At 71.9% G+C, this 14,297-nt stretch carries 11 protein-coding genes; 6 read left to right on the forward strand and 5 right to left on the reverse strand.

The window, feature by feature from the left end:
• Positions 1-138: 138 nt before the first annotated feature.
• From WME96_RS04345 to WME96_RS04365, 5 genes are all read left to right on the forward strand, one after another.
• Positions 139-1,449, forward strand: coding sequence for an aminotransferase class V-fold PLP-dependent enzyme (locus WME96_RS04345; protein WP_437288913.1), 1,311 nt, complete (start codon positions 139-141; stop codon positions 1,447-1,449).
• Positions 1,446-1,682, forward strand: a complete 237-nt coding sequence (locus WME96_RS04350) for a hypothetical protein (RefSeq protein ID WP_437288914.1) — start codon at positions 1,446-1,448, stop codon at positions 1,680-1,682. Before WME96_RS04345 ends, WME96_RS04350 begins: the two co-directional genes overlap by 4 nt.
• Positions 1,683-2,091: 409 nt before the next feature.
• On the forward strand, positions 2,092-3,060 hold the full coding sequence (locus WME96_RS04355) for a tetratricopeptide repeat protein (protein ID WP_437288915.1): 969 nt from the start codon (positions 2,092-2,094) through the stop codon (positions 3,058-3,060).
• Position 3,061: 1 nt separating this feature from the next.
• Positions 3,062-3,592, forward strand: a complete 531-nt coding sequence (locus WME96_RS04360; RefSeq protein ID WP_437288916.1) for a hypothetical protein — start codon at positions 3,062-3,064, stop codon at positions 3,590-3,592.
• Positions 3,593-3,651: 59 nt separating this feature from the next.
• On the forward strand, positions 3,652-4,161 hold the full coding sequence (locus WME96_RS04365) for a hypothetical protein (RefSeq protein ID WP_437288917.1): 510 nt from the start codon (positions 3,652-3,654) through the stop codon (positions 4,159-4,161).
• A gap of 109 nt (positions 4,162-4,270) precedes the next feature.
• On the opposite strand, the gene WME96_RS04370 is transcribed toward WME96_RS04365, so the two are convergent.
• From WME96_RS04370 to WME96_RS04385, 4 genes are all read right to left on the reverse strand, one after another.
• A complete protein-coding gene (locus WME96_RS04370) occupies positions 4,271-5,152 on the reverse strand; it encodes a hypothetical protein (RefSeq protein WP_437288918.1) in 882 nt (293 codons plus the stop codon).
• A gap of 155 nt (positions 5,153-5,307) precedes the next feature.
• The gene (locus WME96_RS04375; protein ID WP_437288919.1) at positions 5,308-6,120 is read right to left on the reverse strand and encodes a hypothetical protein; all 813 of its coding nucleotides are present in this window, start codon (positions 6,118-6,120) and stop codon (positions 5,308-5,310) included.
• Positions 6,117-6,689 carry an RNA polymerase sigma factor gene (locus WME96_RS04380; protein ID WP_437288920.1) on the reverse strand — a complete coding sequence of 191 codons (573 nt, stop codon included), beginning with the start codon at positions 6,687-6,689 and terminating at the stop codon, positions 6,117-6,119. The genes WME96_RS04375 and WME96_RS04380 overlap by 4 nt, the downstream gene beginning before the upstream one ends.
• A 97-nt stretch (positions 6,690-6,786) precedes the next feature.
• The gene (locus WME96_RS04385; RefSeq protein ID WP_437288921.1) at positions 6,787-7,800 is read right to left on the reverse strand and encodes a hypothetical protein; all 1,014 of its coding nucleotides are present in this window, start codon (positions 7,798-7,800) and stop codon (positions 6,787-6,789) included.
• 190 nt (positions 7,801-7,990) lie between these two features.
• Between WME96_RS04385 and WME96_RS04390 the strand changes: the two genes are divergently transcribed.
• The gene (locus tag WME96_RS04390; RefSeq protein ID WP_437288922.1) at positions 7,991-9,886 is read left to right on the forward strand and encodes a response regulator; all 1,896 of its coding nucleotides are present in this window, start codon (positions 7,991-7,993) and stop codon (positions 9,884-9,886) included.
• A gap of 37 nt (positions 9,887-9,923) precedes the next feature.
• On the opposite strand, the gene WME96_RS04395 is transcribed toward WME96_RS04390, so the two are convergent.
• The gene (locus WME96_RS04395) at positions 9,924-13,979 is read right to left on the reverse strand and encodes a chemotaxis protein CheB (protein ID WP_437288923.1); all 4,056 of its coding nucleotides are present in this window, start codon (positions 13,977-13,979) and stop codon (positions 9,924-9,926) included.
• Positions 13,980-14,297: the final 318 nt, after the last annotated feature.

Raw genomic sequence — 14,297 nt, forward strand, 5'->3', positions numbered from 1 at the left:
GCCGCCGTGCATACTCCGCGGGCTGCGCGGGGCGTGGGAGGGGGAGGCTCCCCTGCTCGCGGAGGCGCGGCGCGCGCCAGGCGGGCCATCCTGCGGTTCCGGAGGGGCTGCGCCCGGCAGGAAGGGAAGAGACGCAGAATGACGAAGCTACCCAGGCGAAGCTTGCTGGAGGGCCTGCTCGCGCTCGGCGCCGCGGGGTGCGCGGCCTCGGGGACGGCGACCGCCGTGAGCGCTCGGCCGCAGGCGCGCCCGCGCCCGCGGCTCGACGCGTGGCAGGGCGTCCGGGACGAGTTCGAGGTGTCGCCGGCGTGGATCCACATGACGAGCTTCCTGCTCGCCTCGCACCCGCGGCCCGTCCGCGAGGCGATCGAGGCGCTGCGGAGGGAGCTCGACGACAACCCGGCGCACGCGCTCGACGCGCACGAGGACGCGGCGCCGGTGCGCGAGGCGGCCGCGGCGTACATGGGCGCGCGGGCCGACGAGATCGCGCTCACGGGCAGCACCACGATGGGGCTCGCCTCGCTGTACCTCGGGTTGCCGCTCCGGGCGGGCGACGAGGTGCTCACGACGGTGCACGATCACTACGCCACGCACGAGTCGCTCCGGTTCGCGGCGGAGCGGACGGGCGCCACGGTGCGGAAGATCGCGCTGTATGAGCGGAGCAGCGCCGCGACGGCGACGGAGATGGCGGGGGCGATCGAGGCGGCGGTCACCCCGGCCACGCGGGTCGTGGCGATCACGTGGGTTCACTCGGGCTCGGGGGTCAAGACGCCGGTGCGCGCCATCGCCGAGGTCGTCGCCCGGGCGAACCAGGGGCGGGCGCCGGGGGATCGCGTCGTCTGCTGCGTGGACGGCGTGCACGGCTTCGGGGTCGAGGACGTCACGATGGCCGACCTCGGCTGCGACTTCTTCTCGGCCGGCTGTCACAAATGGATCTTCGGGCCGCGGGGCACGGGCGTGCTCTGGGGCCGGGCCGAGCTCTGGCCGATGCTGCGCCCGAGCATTCCGCACTTCGGCCAGGAGGGATACGGCGCCTGGCTCCGGGGGCAGCCGGCGCCGCCCACCACGGCGAACATGATGTCTCCCGGAGGATTCCACGCCTTCGAGCACCGCTGGGCGCTGCCCGCGGCGTTCGCGTTCCACCGGCGCATCGGCAAGGCCAGGGTCGCGGCCCGGATCCACGCGCTGAACCGGCAGTGCAAGGAGGGGCTCCGGGCGATGAAGCACGTCACGCTGCACACGCCGATCGACGACGCGATCTCCGCGGGGCTCGTCTGCTTCGAGGTCGCGGGGATGTCGACGGCGGCCGTCGTGGGCAGGCTCCGCGAGCGGAAGATCATCGCGTCGACGGCGCCGTATGCGACGCGCCATGCCCGCGTGGCGCCGAGCCTGCTCAACTCGGAGGCGGACGTCGAGGCGGTGCTGCGCGAGGTCCGGGCGCTCGCGTGACGAGCGCCGAGGTGCGCTTGCCGCTGTCGCGCGCGCTGGAGGGCGAGTTCGTGGAGCCGCTCGCGCGCGAGCTCGGCGGCGCGACGGGGCGGTCGCGCGCGATCGCCGTCCTCGGCGTGCTCGCGGGGATCTACATGGTCGACAACGTGCTCGGCATCGAGGTGCTGAACGAGCCGCAAGGCCGCCGCCTGCTGGAGGCGCTGATCCGTACCTGTCTCGAGGGCGGCGACTGAGACGCGAAGAGCGCGCCATCTTGCCGCGCCGCGCGGACAGAGGTAACAAGTCCACTCCCTCCTCTCCCTTCGTTGCCCCCATCGAGCACCGTCGCCGAGACACTCCGTCATGCTCTCATTGACCTCGCTCTGGAACCGCGCTCTCGCTGCGCTCGGCCTTCACAAGAGCACCGGAGACGTCGCGTTCGAGGAGGACCGAGTCGTCCTGCGGGATCTCCGTCGTGCGATGGAGTTTCCGCAGGAGCCAGGAGAGCCTGGCCGCAGGGAGATGTCGGCATGCGAGCGGTGCGGCGAGCCGCTCCGCCAGGTCGTGTTCACGACCGCGGGGGGTGGTGCTCAGGTCGAGATCTGGCGAAAGTACCCGCTGGCCGTCGATGGGTGGATGTGCCGGGGGTGCGGATGGTCGGCGATGCCGCGGTTCATCAGCGCCGAGGAATCGGTGCAGTATGGGCGGGAGGCGACCGCGCACGCGTCGAGTGGGCAGTTCGACGACGCGGAGTTCTGGCTCCGGCGGATCATCGGCTCATGGCCGGGCTACGCGCCTGGCTATGCCGATCTGGGTCTGCTCTCGTTTGCGCGCGCCGAGGCCGCCGTCGATCCGGAAGGGAGGGAACGCCATCGGTCCGAGGCCGAAGCCTGGTTTCGGCGCGCGGTGGCGGCCGACCCCGAACGCCGCATCCCAGGGGTGCGCGTTCCGCTGGCGCGGACCCTTGCCCTCAACGGCAAGGAGCGCGACGCGCTCGAGGTGCTGGATGGGCTCCTCAGCGACCCGGCGCTTCCCGCGTCGGTCCGCGCCGACGCGGAGACGCTCGCGACCGATCTCCGCGACGGAAAGGCGCTCTTCTCCCGGGCTGCCGAGATGACCGGAGATCTCGTGCTCGAACCACCGTCGAGGCCCCTGGCAGCGGCGCAGCGAGGCGCTCTGAAGCAGGCCCGGGCGCTGCTCCGACAGGCTGCCGAGCGAAAGGGCACGTTCGCGACCCTCTGGCTTCTCGGGAAGGTCGAGATGCGATCGGGCGACATGGAGGCTGCGCTGGCGGCCCTTCAGCGCGCGCACGCGATCGATCCCGAGCAGGCGGACGGATGCCGCGAGCTCGGCGCCGCCTACCTGGAGCTCGATCGTGCGCACGACGCCCTGCCGATCGCTCGACGCGCGGTCGAGCTTCGGCCCGGTGATGCCGGGCTGCACTGCAACCTGGCCCTGACCCTCCTGCTGACGGGAGACGTCGAGGGCGCGCTCGCCGAGGCGACCTCTGCGCTCTCCCTCGATCCCGGCGACACCATCACGCGTGGCCTGCTGAAGCTGATCGATGACGTCGTCGCTGGTCGCCGCCAGCGACCGCGCTCCCTCGCAGAGGCAGAAGGCCGAGGGCGGTGACATGGCTGATCTGACCAATTCCAGAGTGCTGGACGGAGCAGAAGCCGTGGATTTGCGTAGAACTCAGGCCGAAGCGTTCCTGATCGCGCTCGACGTGGGCGCCGCTTCCGTCGACGACGTCGTCAACTGGGCGCTGGAGGTGATCCAGGAGGTGGATCATCCGCACTGGTCATTCTGCGAGCTCGCCTTGTGTTCCAGGAAATACCCGCGAGACCTTGCAGTCTATCTGCGCGCGGTGCCTGGCGTACCCGATGTGAAGCTCGCGCGCCTGCGGGTGCTGGAGATGTTGCGCGGTGCTCTGGCCGAACATCCTGAGCGCGCTGAGCATATAGCCCGCTCGTTGTATCATCTCGCGATCTCGGGAGACCTTGACGATCCGGCGCTTGGTGAGGTTGCCTGGTGGGCGTGGGATGCCCTCGACCTCGCTGCCCAGGGAGCGATCGAGCAGACGCGTGACGACGTGGTGAGCCAGATGCGTTCGGCGCTCGCGGAGGCGATCTCTGCGGGAGCGGCACAGCGAGCGCCTGGCTGACACGGCATGACAGCAGTACCGAGGAGGGTCGAGCGGTCGTGCAGCCCGAGTCGATTTTGATGGTGACACTGGAGCAAGCTCACCGAGCCGTTCAGGCCTACGCGGCCCAGCACGGGGCAGTCTGGTTCGACGAGGCCGTCGTCGATCGAGGCGGGTACTGGTTTTTCCGCGTCGGGTATGTCGGCTCGTGTGGCGTGATCGTGGACAAGGCCGATGGTCGCCTCAGCGTCATGGGCTCGGCGCTGTCGCCGGACGACTGCTTCTGGGGACACGAGCATGGATTCTCGCCTGATCTCGTGCTCCTGCGCGTCACGAGGGTCCACGATCATCGCCGTACCCTCGAGCTCCTCCTCGATCTCGTGACCAGCGGGCCGCCGCGCCGCAGGAACCCGAACCCGAAGCGAGCCTGGCTCGCGGAGCAGCTGCGATCGCTCCCGTGCGAGCTCGGTCCAGAGCGCCTCTGGCTATCGATCCCGACCTTCCGTGAGGCCACGCAGCAGCGGTGGTTCGAGTACGAGATCCTGGAGCCGCATGTGCAGGTCGGGGGCCCGGCCCCGTCGGTCCCGTAGACCGCATTTCGGTCGAGGCCGAGCCACCTACGGGTGGAGCGCGGCCTACGCAGGTCGCCTCCTGCGCAGCCCATCGTCCGCGCGCGGCGGGCGCTCGGGCGACAACCCATCAGAACTCGCCCGAGACCGTGAGGCCCGCGGCGCCCTCGGGGCCCGACGGCGCGAGGCTCAGGCCTGCCCGGCGCAGGTCCTGCAGGTAGGACTGCGCCGGATGGTCGACATCCAGCATGGCAACCGACCACACGCACGTGAGCAAGCCGGTCGTCACGCCCGTGAAGCGCTGTGCGTCCGGCAGGTCGGAGTCGAGCGCGGGCAACGCAGCGGCGACCCCGCCGAGCGCGACCGGGAGGTGGATGGCCCAGCTCGGGATCGCCGGCGCGGTGCCCAGCAGATCCCGCTCGATGCCGGCGACCTGCGCGCCGGACAGCCGCGCGCGCCACGCGGGCGTCGCCACCAGCGCGTGGTCGGCGCGGAGCCGGGAGACCGGCGTGTAGTCGGACAGCGCCAGGTTCAGACCGGAGAGCGCGCCGGATACGTAATATCCCGCCGAGAGGGCGACAGGCGTCATCCTCGGGAGCATGTCGCTGTCGAGGAGCGCGAACCCGAGCCAGAGGGACCCTTGCGAGAGCAGCCCGGCCGTCGCCATGGTGCCTCGCCGGTAGGCCTCCGGCGCAGCGAACCCGACGAGGCCCCCGGCGAGCATCGTCGCGGACCCGGAGGCCCAGGCGATGCGCAGCGGCATATCGAGGTCTCCGGACAGGCCCACCGCCGCGAGGCTCGCCGCGCCGAGACCGCCGAAGAGGATGGGCAGCGCCTTTCCGGAGGAATGAAGCCTCGTCGCGTCGTGGAAGTGCGTCGCCAGGAGCGCGGCGCGCTCGCGCCGCTGGGCGATGTCCTCCGGACGCTCGGTCTCCTCCCACGCCGGGGCGATCGCCCCCTGCGCGGCGGCGCTCCCCGGCAGCGACAGGCACGCCGCCGCCAATCCCACCATGACTGCCCTCCGCGCGCGGCGCGTGGACCACGACGACCAGACCATAGGAAGCCTCTCTGTTGGATCCTCTCGTGTCGACTGCACTCGACACCTTCGACGAACCGAGCACGCCAATCCCCCTCTGGAGGGCCCTTCAAAGCAGGTTCACGCCGTGATCACCTGTCCGTCGTCGCGCCGAGGAGCGCGCGCACGCCCGCGGCGTGCGGGCTCGTGGGGCGCGAGGCGAGGAATCGCTGGCCCAGATCGGCCGCGCGGGCCCGATCGCCGAGGCGGATCAGCGCCTCGATGCGGAGCACGGTGGCCTCCTCCCCCATCGCGCTCCGAGGGAACCTCTCGTCGTGGGCGTCGAGCGCGGCGAGGCACCCCGCCGCGTCGCCGGCGCCGAGGGCGTCACGCGCACGATCGATCATGGCGACCTGCTCGCCGAGCGCGTCGGCCGGCGCGACCGGCGCGGACCGCGCGCGCGACGCGGCGCCCTTCGCGCGCGGAGGGCTCGCGGCGGCGGCGGGCGCCGGGCTCGGCGAGGCGCTCGCCTGGAGCGGGATCGGCGCGCGCGTCACGGGCCCCGAGGGCGCCGGTGCGGGCGCGACGGGCTGCGCGCTCGCGGCCGGCGGCTCATCGGCGACGGGCGGCGCGGTCGCAGCCGGCGGCTCGCTCGGGGGGGCCGCCGCGGAGGGAGGCGCCGGCGGACGGAGGAGCGCGACGCCCGCGCCGAGGAGGCCGGCGCCGATCACCGCCCCGAGGCCCCACTTCGCGAGCGTCAGCAGCTTGCCCGCGGCCGCCTTCGGCGCGGGCGCGGCGTGCGCGTCAGGGGCGGCGCTCGTCCCCGCGGCGAGCCCGGCGATGGCGAGCGCGCGCGCCCGCGCCGACGCGGACGGCGACTCGTGCTTCCACGAGCGGAGGAGCGCTCGCTCGAGCTCGGTCGTCTCTTCGTCCCCGAGCTCTCCGAGCGGCTTCGGATCGGTCATCGCTTGCCTCCCCTGTGCATCGCTCTCGCCTGGGCGCGCTTCACGATGGCGTGAAACGCCTCGCGCGCCCGCCGGAGGCGAGACGCCACGGTGCCCCTCGCGAGCCCGAGCATCGCGGCGATCTCCTCCGTCGGGACGCCCTCGAGCTCGAAGAGGACGAAGACGACGCGGAGGTCGTCCTCCATCGCGTCGAGCACCTCGTCGAGCAGCGCGCGCGCCTGCTTCATCTCCATGAGCTGCTCCGGGTTCGGCGCGCCGTCGGCCGCGGCCGCCATCGCGTCGTCGTCGCAGCGCTCGCGCCGGCGCGCCCCGGCGCGGCGCGCGTTCGCCGCGACCCCCATCGCCGTCCCGAAGAGGAACGAGCGCTCGCGACCGGGCGCGATCTCACCGAGCTTCTGGTGCGCGATCAGGAAGACGTGCTGCGCGGCGTCGTCGGCGGCCGCGGCGGGCACGCCGAGCCCGCGCAGCGAGCGCCAGGTGAAGTCGAAATACGCGTCGACCAGCGCGCGGTAGCGCTCCGCGGAGGGCGACGTCGCGCCGCGCCCGGCGCCCTCTGCGGGCCCGGTCACGGCCGTGTCGCGCGCCGCTTCCGCGCGTGCAGGGGGGCTGGCTCGGGTCGCGCTGATCATGGTCTACCGGCGCCATGTCCGGAGGCGGGCGCCTGGATCACGGAATCGTCCACCCGAGCCCGATCGCGGAGATGCCCTCGATCGGCCGCGGGGCGGCGACGTCGGCGCCCTCGACGAGGAGGCCGTCGCGCAGCAGCGGCATGCGGATCCCGGCCTCGGCGTCCAGCACGAGCGGGCCAGAGAGCAGCAGCCGCGCGCGCACCGGCAGGGCGAGCGCGAGCCACCCGCGCGCTGCGGTGCGCACGGGGGCGTCGCCGCGACGGCTCGCCGAGAGCAGGCCGCCCTCGACGCGCGCGCAGGGGGCCAGGCGCAGGGCGCCGTACGCCGCGCCGAACGGGCACGCGTCGGCGGCGACGGCCGCGAGCCGGAACGACGCCGAGCCGCCCGCCGCGGGGATGTCCGAGGACACCTCGAGGTCGGCGTGGAAGCGCAGCGGGCCGATGTCGCGGCCCATCGCGCCGACCGGGGGCTCGGCGAAGAGGCGCGCGCCGAAGGCTCGCGGGCCGACCATCGCGCCGTAAAGGAGCTGCGCGCCGAGCGTCAGGCGCGTCGCGGCGTCCGTTGCGGGCGGGGGCGGGGGCGGGAGTGCGGGCGCGGGCGGCCGCTCACCACCGGCCGGCGCGGGCGGCCGCTCATCACCGGCCGGCGCGGGCGGCACGGCGGCGGCGCTCGCGGAGGCGGATGCCGCGGGGGCGGCGACCGTGGCGGGCGCATCCGCGGCGCGGGCGCCGATGGCGAGCGCGGTCACCACCGCGAGCGCGGCGACGACATCATCGCAGGTATCCCCCGAGACATCGCGGTCGGACGCCGCCCCATCCGCCGCGCGGACGCCGAGGCGCCCGGTGAACCGGCGATCGCTCTTCTCGATGGTCACGACGTACGCGTTCGCCGCGTCCGCCTCCCCGAGGGGCCGGCGGAGGCGCGCGACGACGCGCTCACGAAAGTCGGCCTCCGTCGGGCATCCAGCCGCCGCGCGATACTCGAGCTGCAAGGGCGCAGCCGTCGGCTGCGCGCGCGCGACCGCGCCGCCGGCGAGCACCGCCGAGACCATGACGAGGCGCGCCGTGGATCTCCCTCGAGGACCGCGTCCGTCGCTCGCGCCGCGGCGCGGTATCCTTGGAATGGGGAGGAACTCCATTCCGGGCGACTATATCTCTGATGGCGCCGCCGGTCGTCGGATGCCGAGGAGGCTTGACTTCAGGGAAAGCCTCTGGGTCTCCTTGACCTTGGGGGGGTGATCCATGTCCGCAGAACCCGGCCGGGCTCCGCCGGCCCCGTGCTTTCGCCTCTTGCTGATCGAGGACAGCGCCATTGCGGCCTCGATCGTGCAAAGCCACCTCGACGCCGTGCCGTGGCAGCGCGCCGAGCTCGCGCACGCGGAGACGCTCGCGGCGGGGCTCGCCCGCGTGAGGGAGGGGTGGGACGTCGTTCTCCTGGACCTCGGTTTGCCGGACGGCGAGGGCCTCGAGGTGGTCGAGCGCGTTCGGGACGTGGATCCCCATGTGCCCATCGTGGTGCTCACGGGCCATGACGATGTCGGCCTGGCCGAGCGTGCGCTGGGCGCCTCGGTGCAGGACTACCTGGTGAAGCGCAGGCTCGACGCCGACGCGCTGTGGCGCGCGATCCGCCACGCGGTCAGCCGCCAGCAGCTCGTGACGCAGCTCGCGCGGACCATGGCGGAGGCGAGGGAGAACGAGGCCAACCTGCACCAGCTCATCGCGCGGAGCGCCGACGGGGTGGTCGTGCTGGAGCCTGGCGGGACGGTGCTGTTCGCGAACCCGGCCGCGGAGGGGCTCCTGGGCGACGGGCGCCTCGTCCGCGGGCGGGGCTGCCCGGTGGCGCTCGGGGCGGGGGAGACGACGCTCGATCTGGGCGGCTTCCCGGTCGTCCTCGACGTCCGCTGGGTCGACGTGGACTGGCAGGGTCGGCCGGCGAGGATGGCGCTGCTGCGCGACGTGACCGGGCGGCGCCGGGCCGAGGAGCTGAGGCTCCATCTCGAGCGCAGCGAGCGGCTCGCCGCGGTGGGCCAGCTCGCGGCGGGCGTGGCCCACGAGATCAACAACCCGCTCGCGTACGTGGTGGCGAACCTGGAGCTGCTCGCTCGCGAGATAAAGCGCCTCGCCGACACCGGCGCTCCCACCGAGCGGCTCGGCCAGCCGCTCGCGGACGCGTGCCACGGCGCGGCGCGGGTGATGCACATCGTGCGGGATCTCGGGGTGTTCGCGCGCGGGGAGGCCAACGAGGCGATCGGGCCGACGGACGTCAATGCGGTGATCGAGAGCGCGCTCAACATCGTTCACGCGCAGATGAAGCACCGCGCGCGGGTCGTGCGCGAGCTCGCCCCGGTCTCCCGCGTGGGCGGGGCGGAGGGCCGTTTGACGCAGGTGTTCGTGAACCTGCTCATCAACGCGGCGCACTCCATGCGGGAGGGGCGCGCAGCCGACAACCTGGTCGAGGTGCGCACCCGCGAGCAGGACCGCGAGGTCATCGCCGAGATCGTGGACTCGGGCTGCGGGGTGGCCGAGGAGCACCTGCACCGGCTGTTCGAGCCGTTCTTCACGACGAAGCGCGCGGGGGAGGGGACGGGGCTCGGGCTCGCGATCTGCCGGAGCATCGTCGAGTCGTGCGGCGGGAGCATCGGGATCAGCAGCAAGGTCGGCGTGGGCACCTGCGTCCGCATCCGGCTGCCCGTGTGGGCGAGCGAGGAGCCGGCGGCGCTGCCCGCGCCGGCGCGCGACGAGGGGGCGGCGCGGCGCGGCCGGATCCTGATCGTGGACGACGAGCCGCTCATCTTGCGCGCCCTGCGGGGGATCCTGGGGACGGCGCACGAGGTCGTGTGCGTGGGCTCGGGGGCGCAGGCGCAGCGCACGCTCCAGCTGGACGCGGACTTCGATGTGGTGCTCTGCGATATCGTGATGCAGGAGGGCACGGGCATCGAGCTGCTCGAGTGGATGGAGGCGGCGCTGCCGGCGCTCGCGGAGAGGGTGCTGTTCATGACGGGGGGCGGGACGAGCGAGGTGAGCCGGCGCTTCCTGGCGGCGCACGGGGGGCGCGTGCTGGCCAAGCCGGTCGATCCGGCGGAGCTGGTGGGGCGGGTGGAGGGGCTGCTGGCGGGGAGAGCGGTCGACCCGGTGTAGCCGGGCGCCGCCAGGAGCACCCACGGGGGCGAGCGCGTCAGGCGCAGCTCTCGCCGGTCGCCGGCTCTCCGTCGGCGAGCAGCCGCTTGAGCGTGGCGAGGTCGACGGGCTTCACGAGGTGCTCGTCGAACCCGGCTTCGCGCGCCTTCTCGCGGTCGTTCTGCTGCCCGTAGCCGGTGAGCGCGATCAGATAGACGTCCTTGTGCTGGCGCCTCTCGCGAACGCGGCGCGCGAACTCCAGGCCGTCGATCCCCGGCAGCCCGATGTCCACGATGGCGATGTGCGGGCGCACCGCATCCATGAGCTCGATCCCCGAGATCCCGTGGTCCGTCGAATGGCACTCGAACCCGGCGCGCTTCAGGAGCGCGCAGAGCGCCTCGCGGCCGTCGGCGTTGTCCTCCACGACGACGACCCGTGATCCCTTGGGAAACCTCCTGAGGAGCGACCCGCGTGCCGTCTCCTTCTCGTACGCCCGCTCGGTGATCGGCAGCCGCACCTCGAACTCGCTACCTTTGCCCTCTCCGTCGCTCCGCGCGCTCACGGTGCCGCCGTGCTTCTCGACGAGGCCCCGGACGAGCGTGAGCCCCAGGCCGAGCCCTCCCGCCGACCGGTCCAGCGTGCGGCTCGATTGCACGAAGAGCTCGAACACGGTGTCGAGCATCTCCTTCGGGATCCCGACGCCGTCGTCCCTCACGCGGATGACGGCGTGTCCGTCCACGCGCCTGGCCTCGAGGGCGACATGGCCGCCCCGCGGAGTGTACTTCGCAGCGTTGTTGAGCAGGTTCACCTGGACCTGCTGGAGCCGCGCCGGGTCGCCCTCGACCCAGATCGGCTCGGGATCGACCGCCGCCGAGAAATGGACTCCGCGCCTGTCCATGAGGTTCTTGACCGCGTCGGTGGCGTCCTTCACCACGGAGTTGAGGTCGAGCACGCGCTTTCGAAGCTCGATCTTGTTCTGCGTGACGCGGCTCGCCTCCAGCAGATCGTCGAGCAAGCGCGCCATCTGCGCGGACTGACGCTCCAGGATCTGCAAGACGCTCTCGTCGTGCCCGGAAGCGCCGTTCGACGCGGCGCTGTCTTCCTTGAGCAGCGCCGTGGCGTGGACGATCGCGCCGAGCGGGTTGCGGAGCTCGTGCGACAGCATGGCGAGGAACTCGTCGCGCCTCCGTACGGCGTCCTTGATCTGCTCCTCCGACCGCTTTTGCTCGGTGACGCTGCGGAAGATCCCGATGATGCCCACGATGTGTCGCGCGGCATCGATGAGCGGGAGCCGCGTGACGAGGTCCCACTCCACGACCCCATCCTGCCGCAGGCGCTTCTCGAGCTTGTAGTGCTGCGCCTCGCCGGTCCGCAGCACCACCTCGTCCTGCTGGTGAGCGGCGAGCGCCGCCTGGTGCCCCGGGAGCTCGAAGCCCGTCTTGCCCGCGGCTTCGCGCGGGTCGGAGAGGCCGAGGCGCTCCGCCATGGCGTGGTTCGTGCGGATGAACCGGCCGCGCGCATCCTTGAAATAGATCGCGTCGGGCACGCTGAGCAGCAGGCTGTTCAAGAGATAGCGCTCGTGGAAGAGCGCGTCCTCCGCCGCCTTGAGGCCGCTCACGTCGATCAGCGTGAGCACGACCCCCGCGACGGTGCCCTTGGCGCGGTAGGGGAGGATGCGAAGGAAGAACGAGCGATTGTGCCGATCGCGCAGCTCGCGCTCCACGCGCTCCCCCGTCGCGAGCACGCGCCTGAGATCCTCGGTGAGCTCCGGGTGGTCGACAGCGTACGTGAACGTCTCGATCGGCCGGCCGACGTCCTGCAAGAGCAGGTTGAAGCTCTCCGCGATCTGCGGCGTGAATTTCCTGATCTTGAGCTCCTTGTCGAGGAAGATCGTGCCGATGTCCGTGCTCGACAGGAGGTTCTCCATGTCGTTTCCGAGCTCGGTGAGATCGGCGATCTTCCGCTGGTACTCCGCGTTCACCGAGTAGAGCTCCTCGTTGACGCTCTGGAGCTCCTCGTTCGTGCTCTGCAGCTCCTCGTTGGAGGCGAGGAGCTCCTCGTTCGCCGCCTGCAGCTCCTCGTTGCTCGCCTCGAGCTGCTCCGTCGTCGCCTGCAGGCTCTGCTTCGTGTAAACGAGCTCCGCCTCGAGCGCGCTGAGCTGCTCGCGCGAGACGTCGTCGAGGTTGATCTCCTTCTCCGGCATCGCCGCCCGCCGCGGCGCCCCCTCCAGCGCGTCGAAGGTGATCAGCACGTGGGGCAAGGAGCCTCGCCGGCTCTCGACCCGGCGGATCGTGACCTTGTACACGCCGCCCTCCGCGCGCACCCCCTTGAACACGATCGCCGAGGGCTCCTTGAGGGCGCGCTGGAGGCCCGCCGTCAGCATCATCTTGAGATCGCAATCCAGCATCTCGAACGCGTTGAGCCCCTGTCGGCCATCCTTGACCTTCAGGAAGCGGCTCGCCCCGCCGAACGCGTGGACGAGCTCGCCCGCGTCGTTCACGAGGAGGCTCGGAGGCATGAACTCGTCGAGCAGCGCGTCGTAGGTGCCGAGCAGATGCGTCAGCGGGTGGCGCGCGGCGGGCGCGGTGATCCCGGAGCGCGGAGCGCTCTGGCCCTTGGGCGACGCCGGCTGAAAGCGCGGATCGACCTGCATCCGCCGGTCGCTGTACTTCCGGTAGATCCGCCACTGCTTGTTGACGACCTCGAAGTCGTGCGCGAGGTGCCCCGGGGTCTCGCTGGGCCCGAGGAGGACGACGCCCCCGCGGTTGAGCGCGAAATGAAAGAGGCTCAGGACCTTCTGCTGCGCCGCCGGCTGGAGGTAGATGAGCATGTTGCGGCAGCTGATGAAGTCGACGCGCGTGAACGGCGCGTCCTTGATCACGTTGTGGTGCGCGAAGACGACCGCCTGGCGCAGATCGGGGACGATCTGGTAGCTGCGTCCGCGCCGGATGAAATGCCGCTCGAGGCGCTCGGGCGAGACGTTCACCACCGCCTCTTCCTCGTAGAGCCCGCGCGTCGCGAGCTCGAGCGACCCGTGGTGCACGTCGGTCGCGAAGATCTTGAACGGGCGGTGGCCGCTCCGGGACGTGAGCTCGTGGAGGAGGATGGCGAGCGAATAGACCTCTTCGCCCGTCGCGCAGCCGGCGACCCACACGCGGAACGGCGCGTCGCCGGGCCCCTCCCGCAGGAGCGCGGGGAGCACCTGCTCCTCGAGGATGCCGAACGCCTCCTCGTTCCGGAAGAACCGCGTCACGCCGATGAGGAGGTCGCGGTAGAGCACGTCGAGCTCACTCGACTCGCTCTTCAGCCGCCTGACGTACTGGTCGATGTCGTCCGTATGCGCGAGCTGGATCCGTCGCTCGATTCGCCGGGTGACGGTGCTCGGTTTGTAGTGCGTGAAGTCGATGCCGAACTGCTCCTCGAGCATCTGGTAGACCCCGGCCATCGCCTGATCGACGCCGGCCGCGTGCCGCTCCGGCCGACGCCCCTCGGACCTCACGTGCTCGAGGAGGACGCGCGGCATGTCCTGGGGAGGCGCGACGCAGTCGGCGACGCCGGCGTCACGCGCGGTCTTCGGCATCCCGTCGAACTGCGCGCTGTCGACGTCCTGCACGACGACAAGGCCGCCCGCCTCGTGGACCGCGCGGATCCCGCGTGAGCCGTCGCTCCCGCCCCCGGAGAGGACCACGGCGATCGCCCGCGTACCGCAGTCCTGCGCGAGGGATCGGAAGAACACGTCGATGGGCAGCGCGAGCTCCTGGTCGGGATCCCTCTCGCTGAGGAGCAGGCGACCGCCGGAGATGATCATCTCCTTCTTCGGCGGGATCAGGTAAACGTGGTCGGGCTCGACCAGCATGCCGTCCTCGACGAGGTGAATGGGCAGCTCGGTGCGGCGCCCGAGGATCTCGTCCATCAGGCTCCTGAAGTCCGGCGACAGGTGCTGGACCACGACGAAGGCCATCCCGCTCTCCTTCGGGATGTTGTCGAAGAAGCGCTCGAGCGCCTCGAGCCCCCCCGCCGAAGCGCCGATCCCCACCACGTAAGGCCCGACCGCTGGCGCGGCCGCGCGGGGTCTCGCGTGGATTGCGTCGCGCGGCTCGTGTTCGGTCGACATCCCGAGCTCAACGGCAGCAAGCGTGCCCAAGCTGTGTCCGCTGGACAAAGCGCTCACGCGGCCGAACTTCGCGGATCTCGGGCAGCGGGCGGCCGCGCGAGCTGTGGCAAAGTGCCACAGCTCGCGCCGTATGTGGTGCTCTTGTGGCGTCGATGCGGCTCCGGAGCGACGCCGGCTGTGCCCAAGGAGCCCGGCACCCGGACGGAAAAATCGACCGGTCGCGGACGATTCCGTGAAGGCGAGCGGAGGCGGCCGGCATTCAGAGGACCAGCGGCGTGCGGCGTCGCAGACGTCCGTCTGCGGCGCGCGCCACGCCGA

It is taken from the genome of Sorangium sp. So ce406 (genome assembly GCF_051474675.1).
Lineage (GTDB): Bacteria > Myxococcota_A > Polyangia > Polyangiales > Polyangiaceae > Sorangium > Sorangium cellulosum_G.

Coding starts and splice junctions, on each gene's coding strand:
- WME96_RS04345 (WP_437288913.1), top strand. CDS start 139: ATGACGAAGCTACCCAGGCGAAGCTTGCTGGAGGGCCTGCTCGCGCTC.
- WME96_RS04355 (WP_437288915.1), top strand. CDS start 2,092: ATGCCGCGGTTCATCAGCGCCGAGGAATCGGTGCAGTATGGGCGGGAG.
- WME96_RS04375 (WP_437288919.1), bottom strand. CDS start 6,120: ATGACCGATCCGAAGCCGCTCGGAGAGCTCGGGGACGAAGAGACGACC.
- WME96_RS04390 (WP_437288922.1), top strand. CDS start 7,991: ATGTCCGCAGAACCCGGCCGGGCTCCGCCGGCCCCGTGCTTTCGCCTC.
- WME96_RS04370 (WP_437288918.1), bottom strand. CDS start 5,152: ATGGTGGGATTGGCGGCGGCGTGCCTGTCGCTGCCGGGGAGCGCCGCC.
- WME96_RS04395 (WP_437288923.1), bottom strand. CDS start 13,979: ATGTCGACCGAACACGAGCCGCGCGACGCAATCCACGCGAGACCCCGC.
- WME96_RS04360 (WP_437288916.1), top strand. CDS start 3,062: ATGGCTGATCTGACCAATTCCAGAGTGCTGGACGGAGCAGAAGCCGTG.
- WME96_RS04385 (WP_437288921.1), bottom strand. CDS start 7,800: ATGGTCTCGGCGGTGCTCGCCGGCGGCGCGGTCGCGCGCGCGCAGCCG.
- WME96_RS04365 (WP_437288917.1), top strand. CDS start 3,652: ATGGTGACACTGGAGCAAGCTCACCGAGCCGTTCAGGCCTACGCGGCC.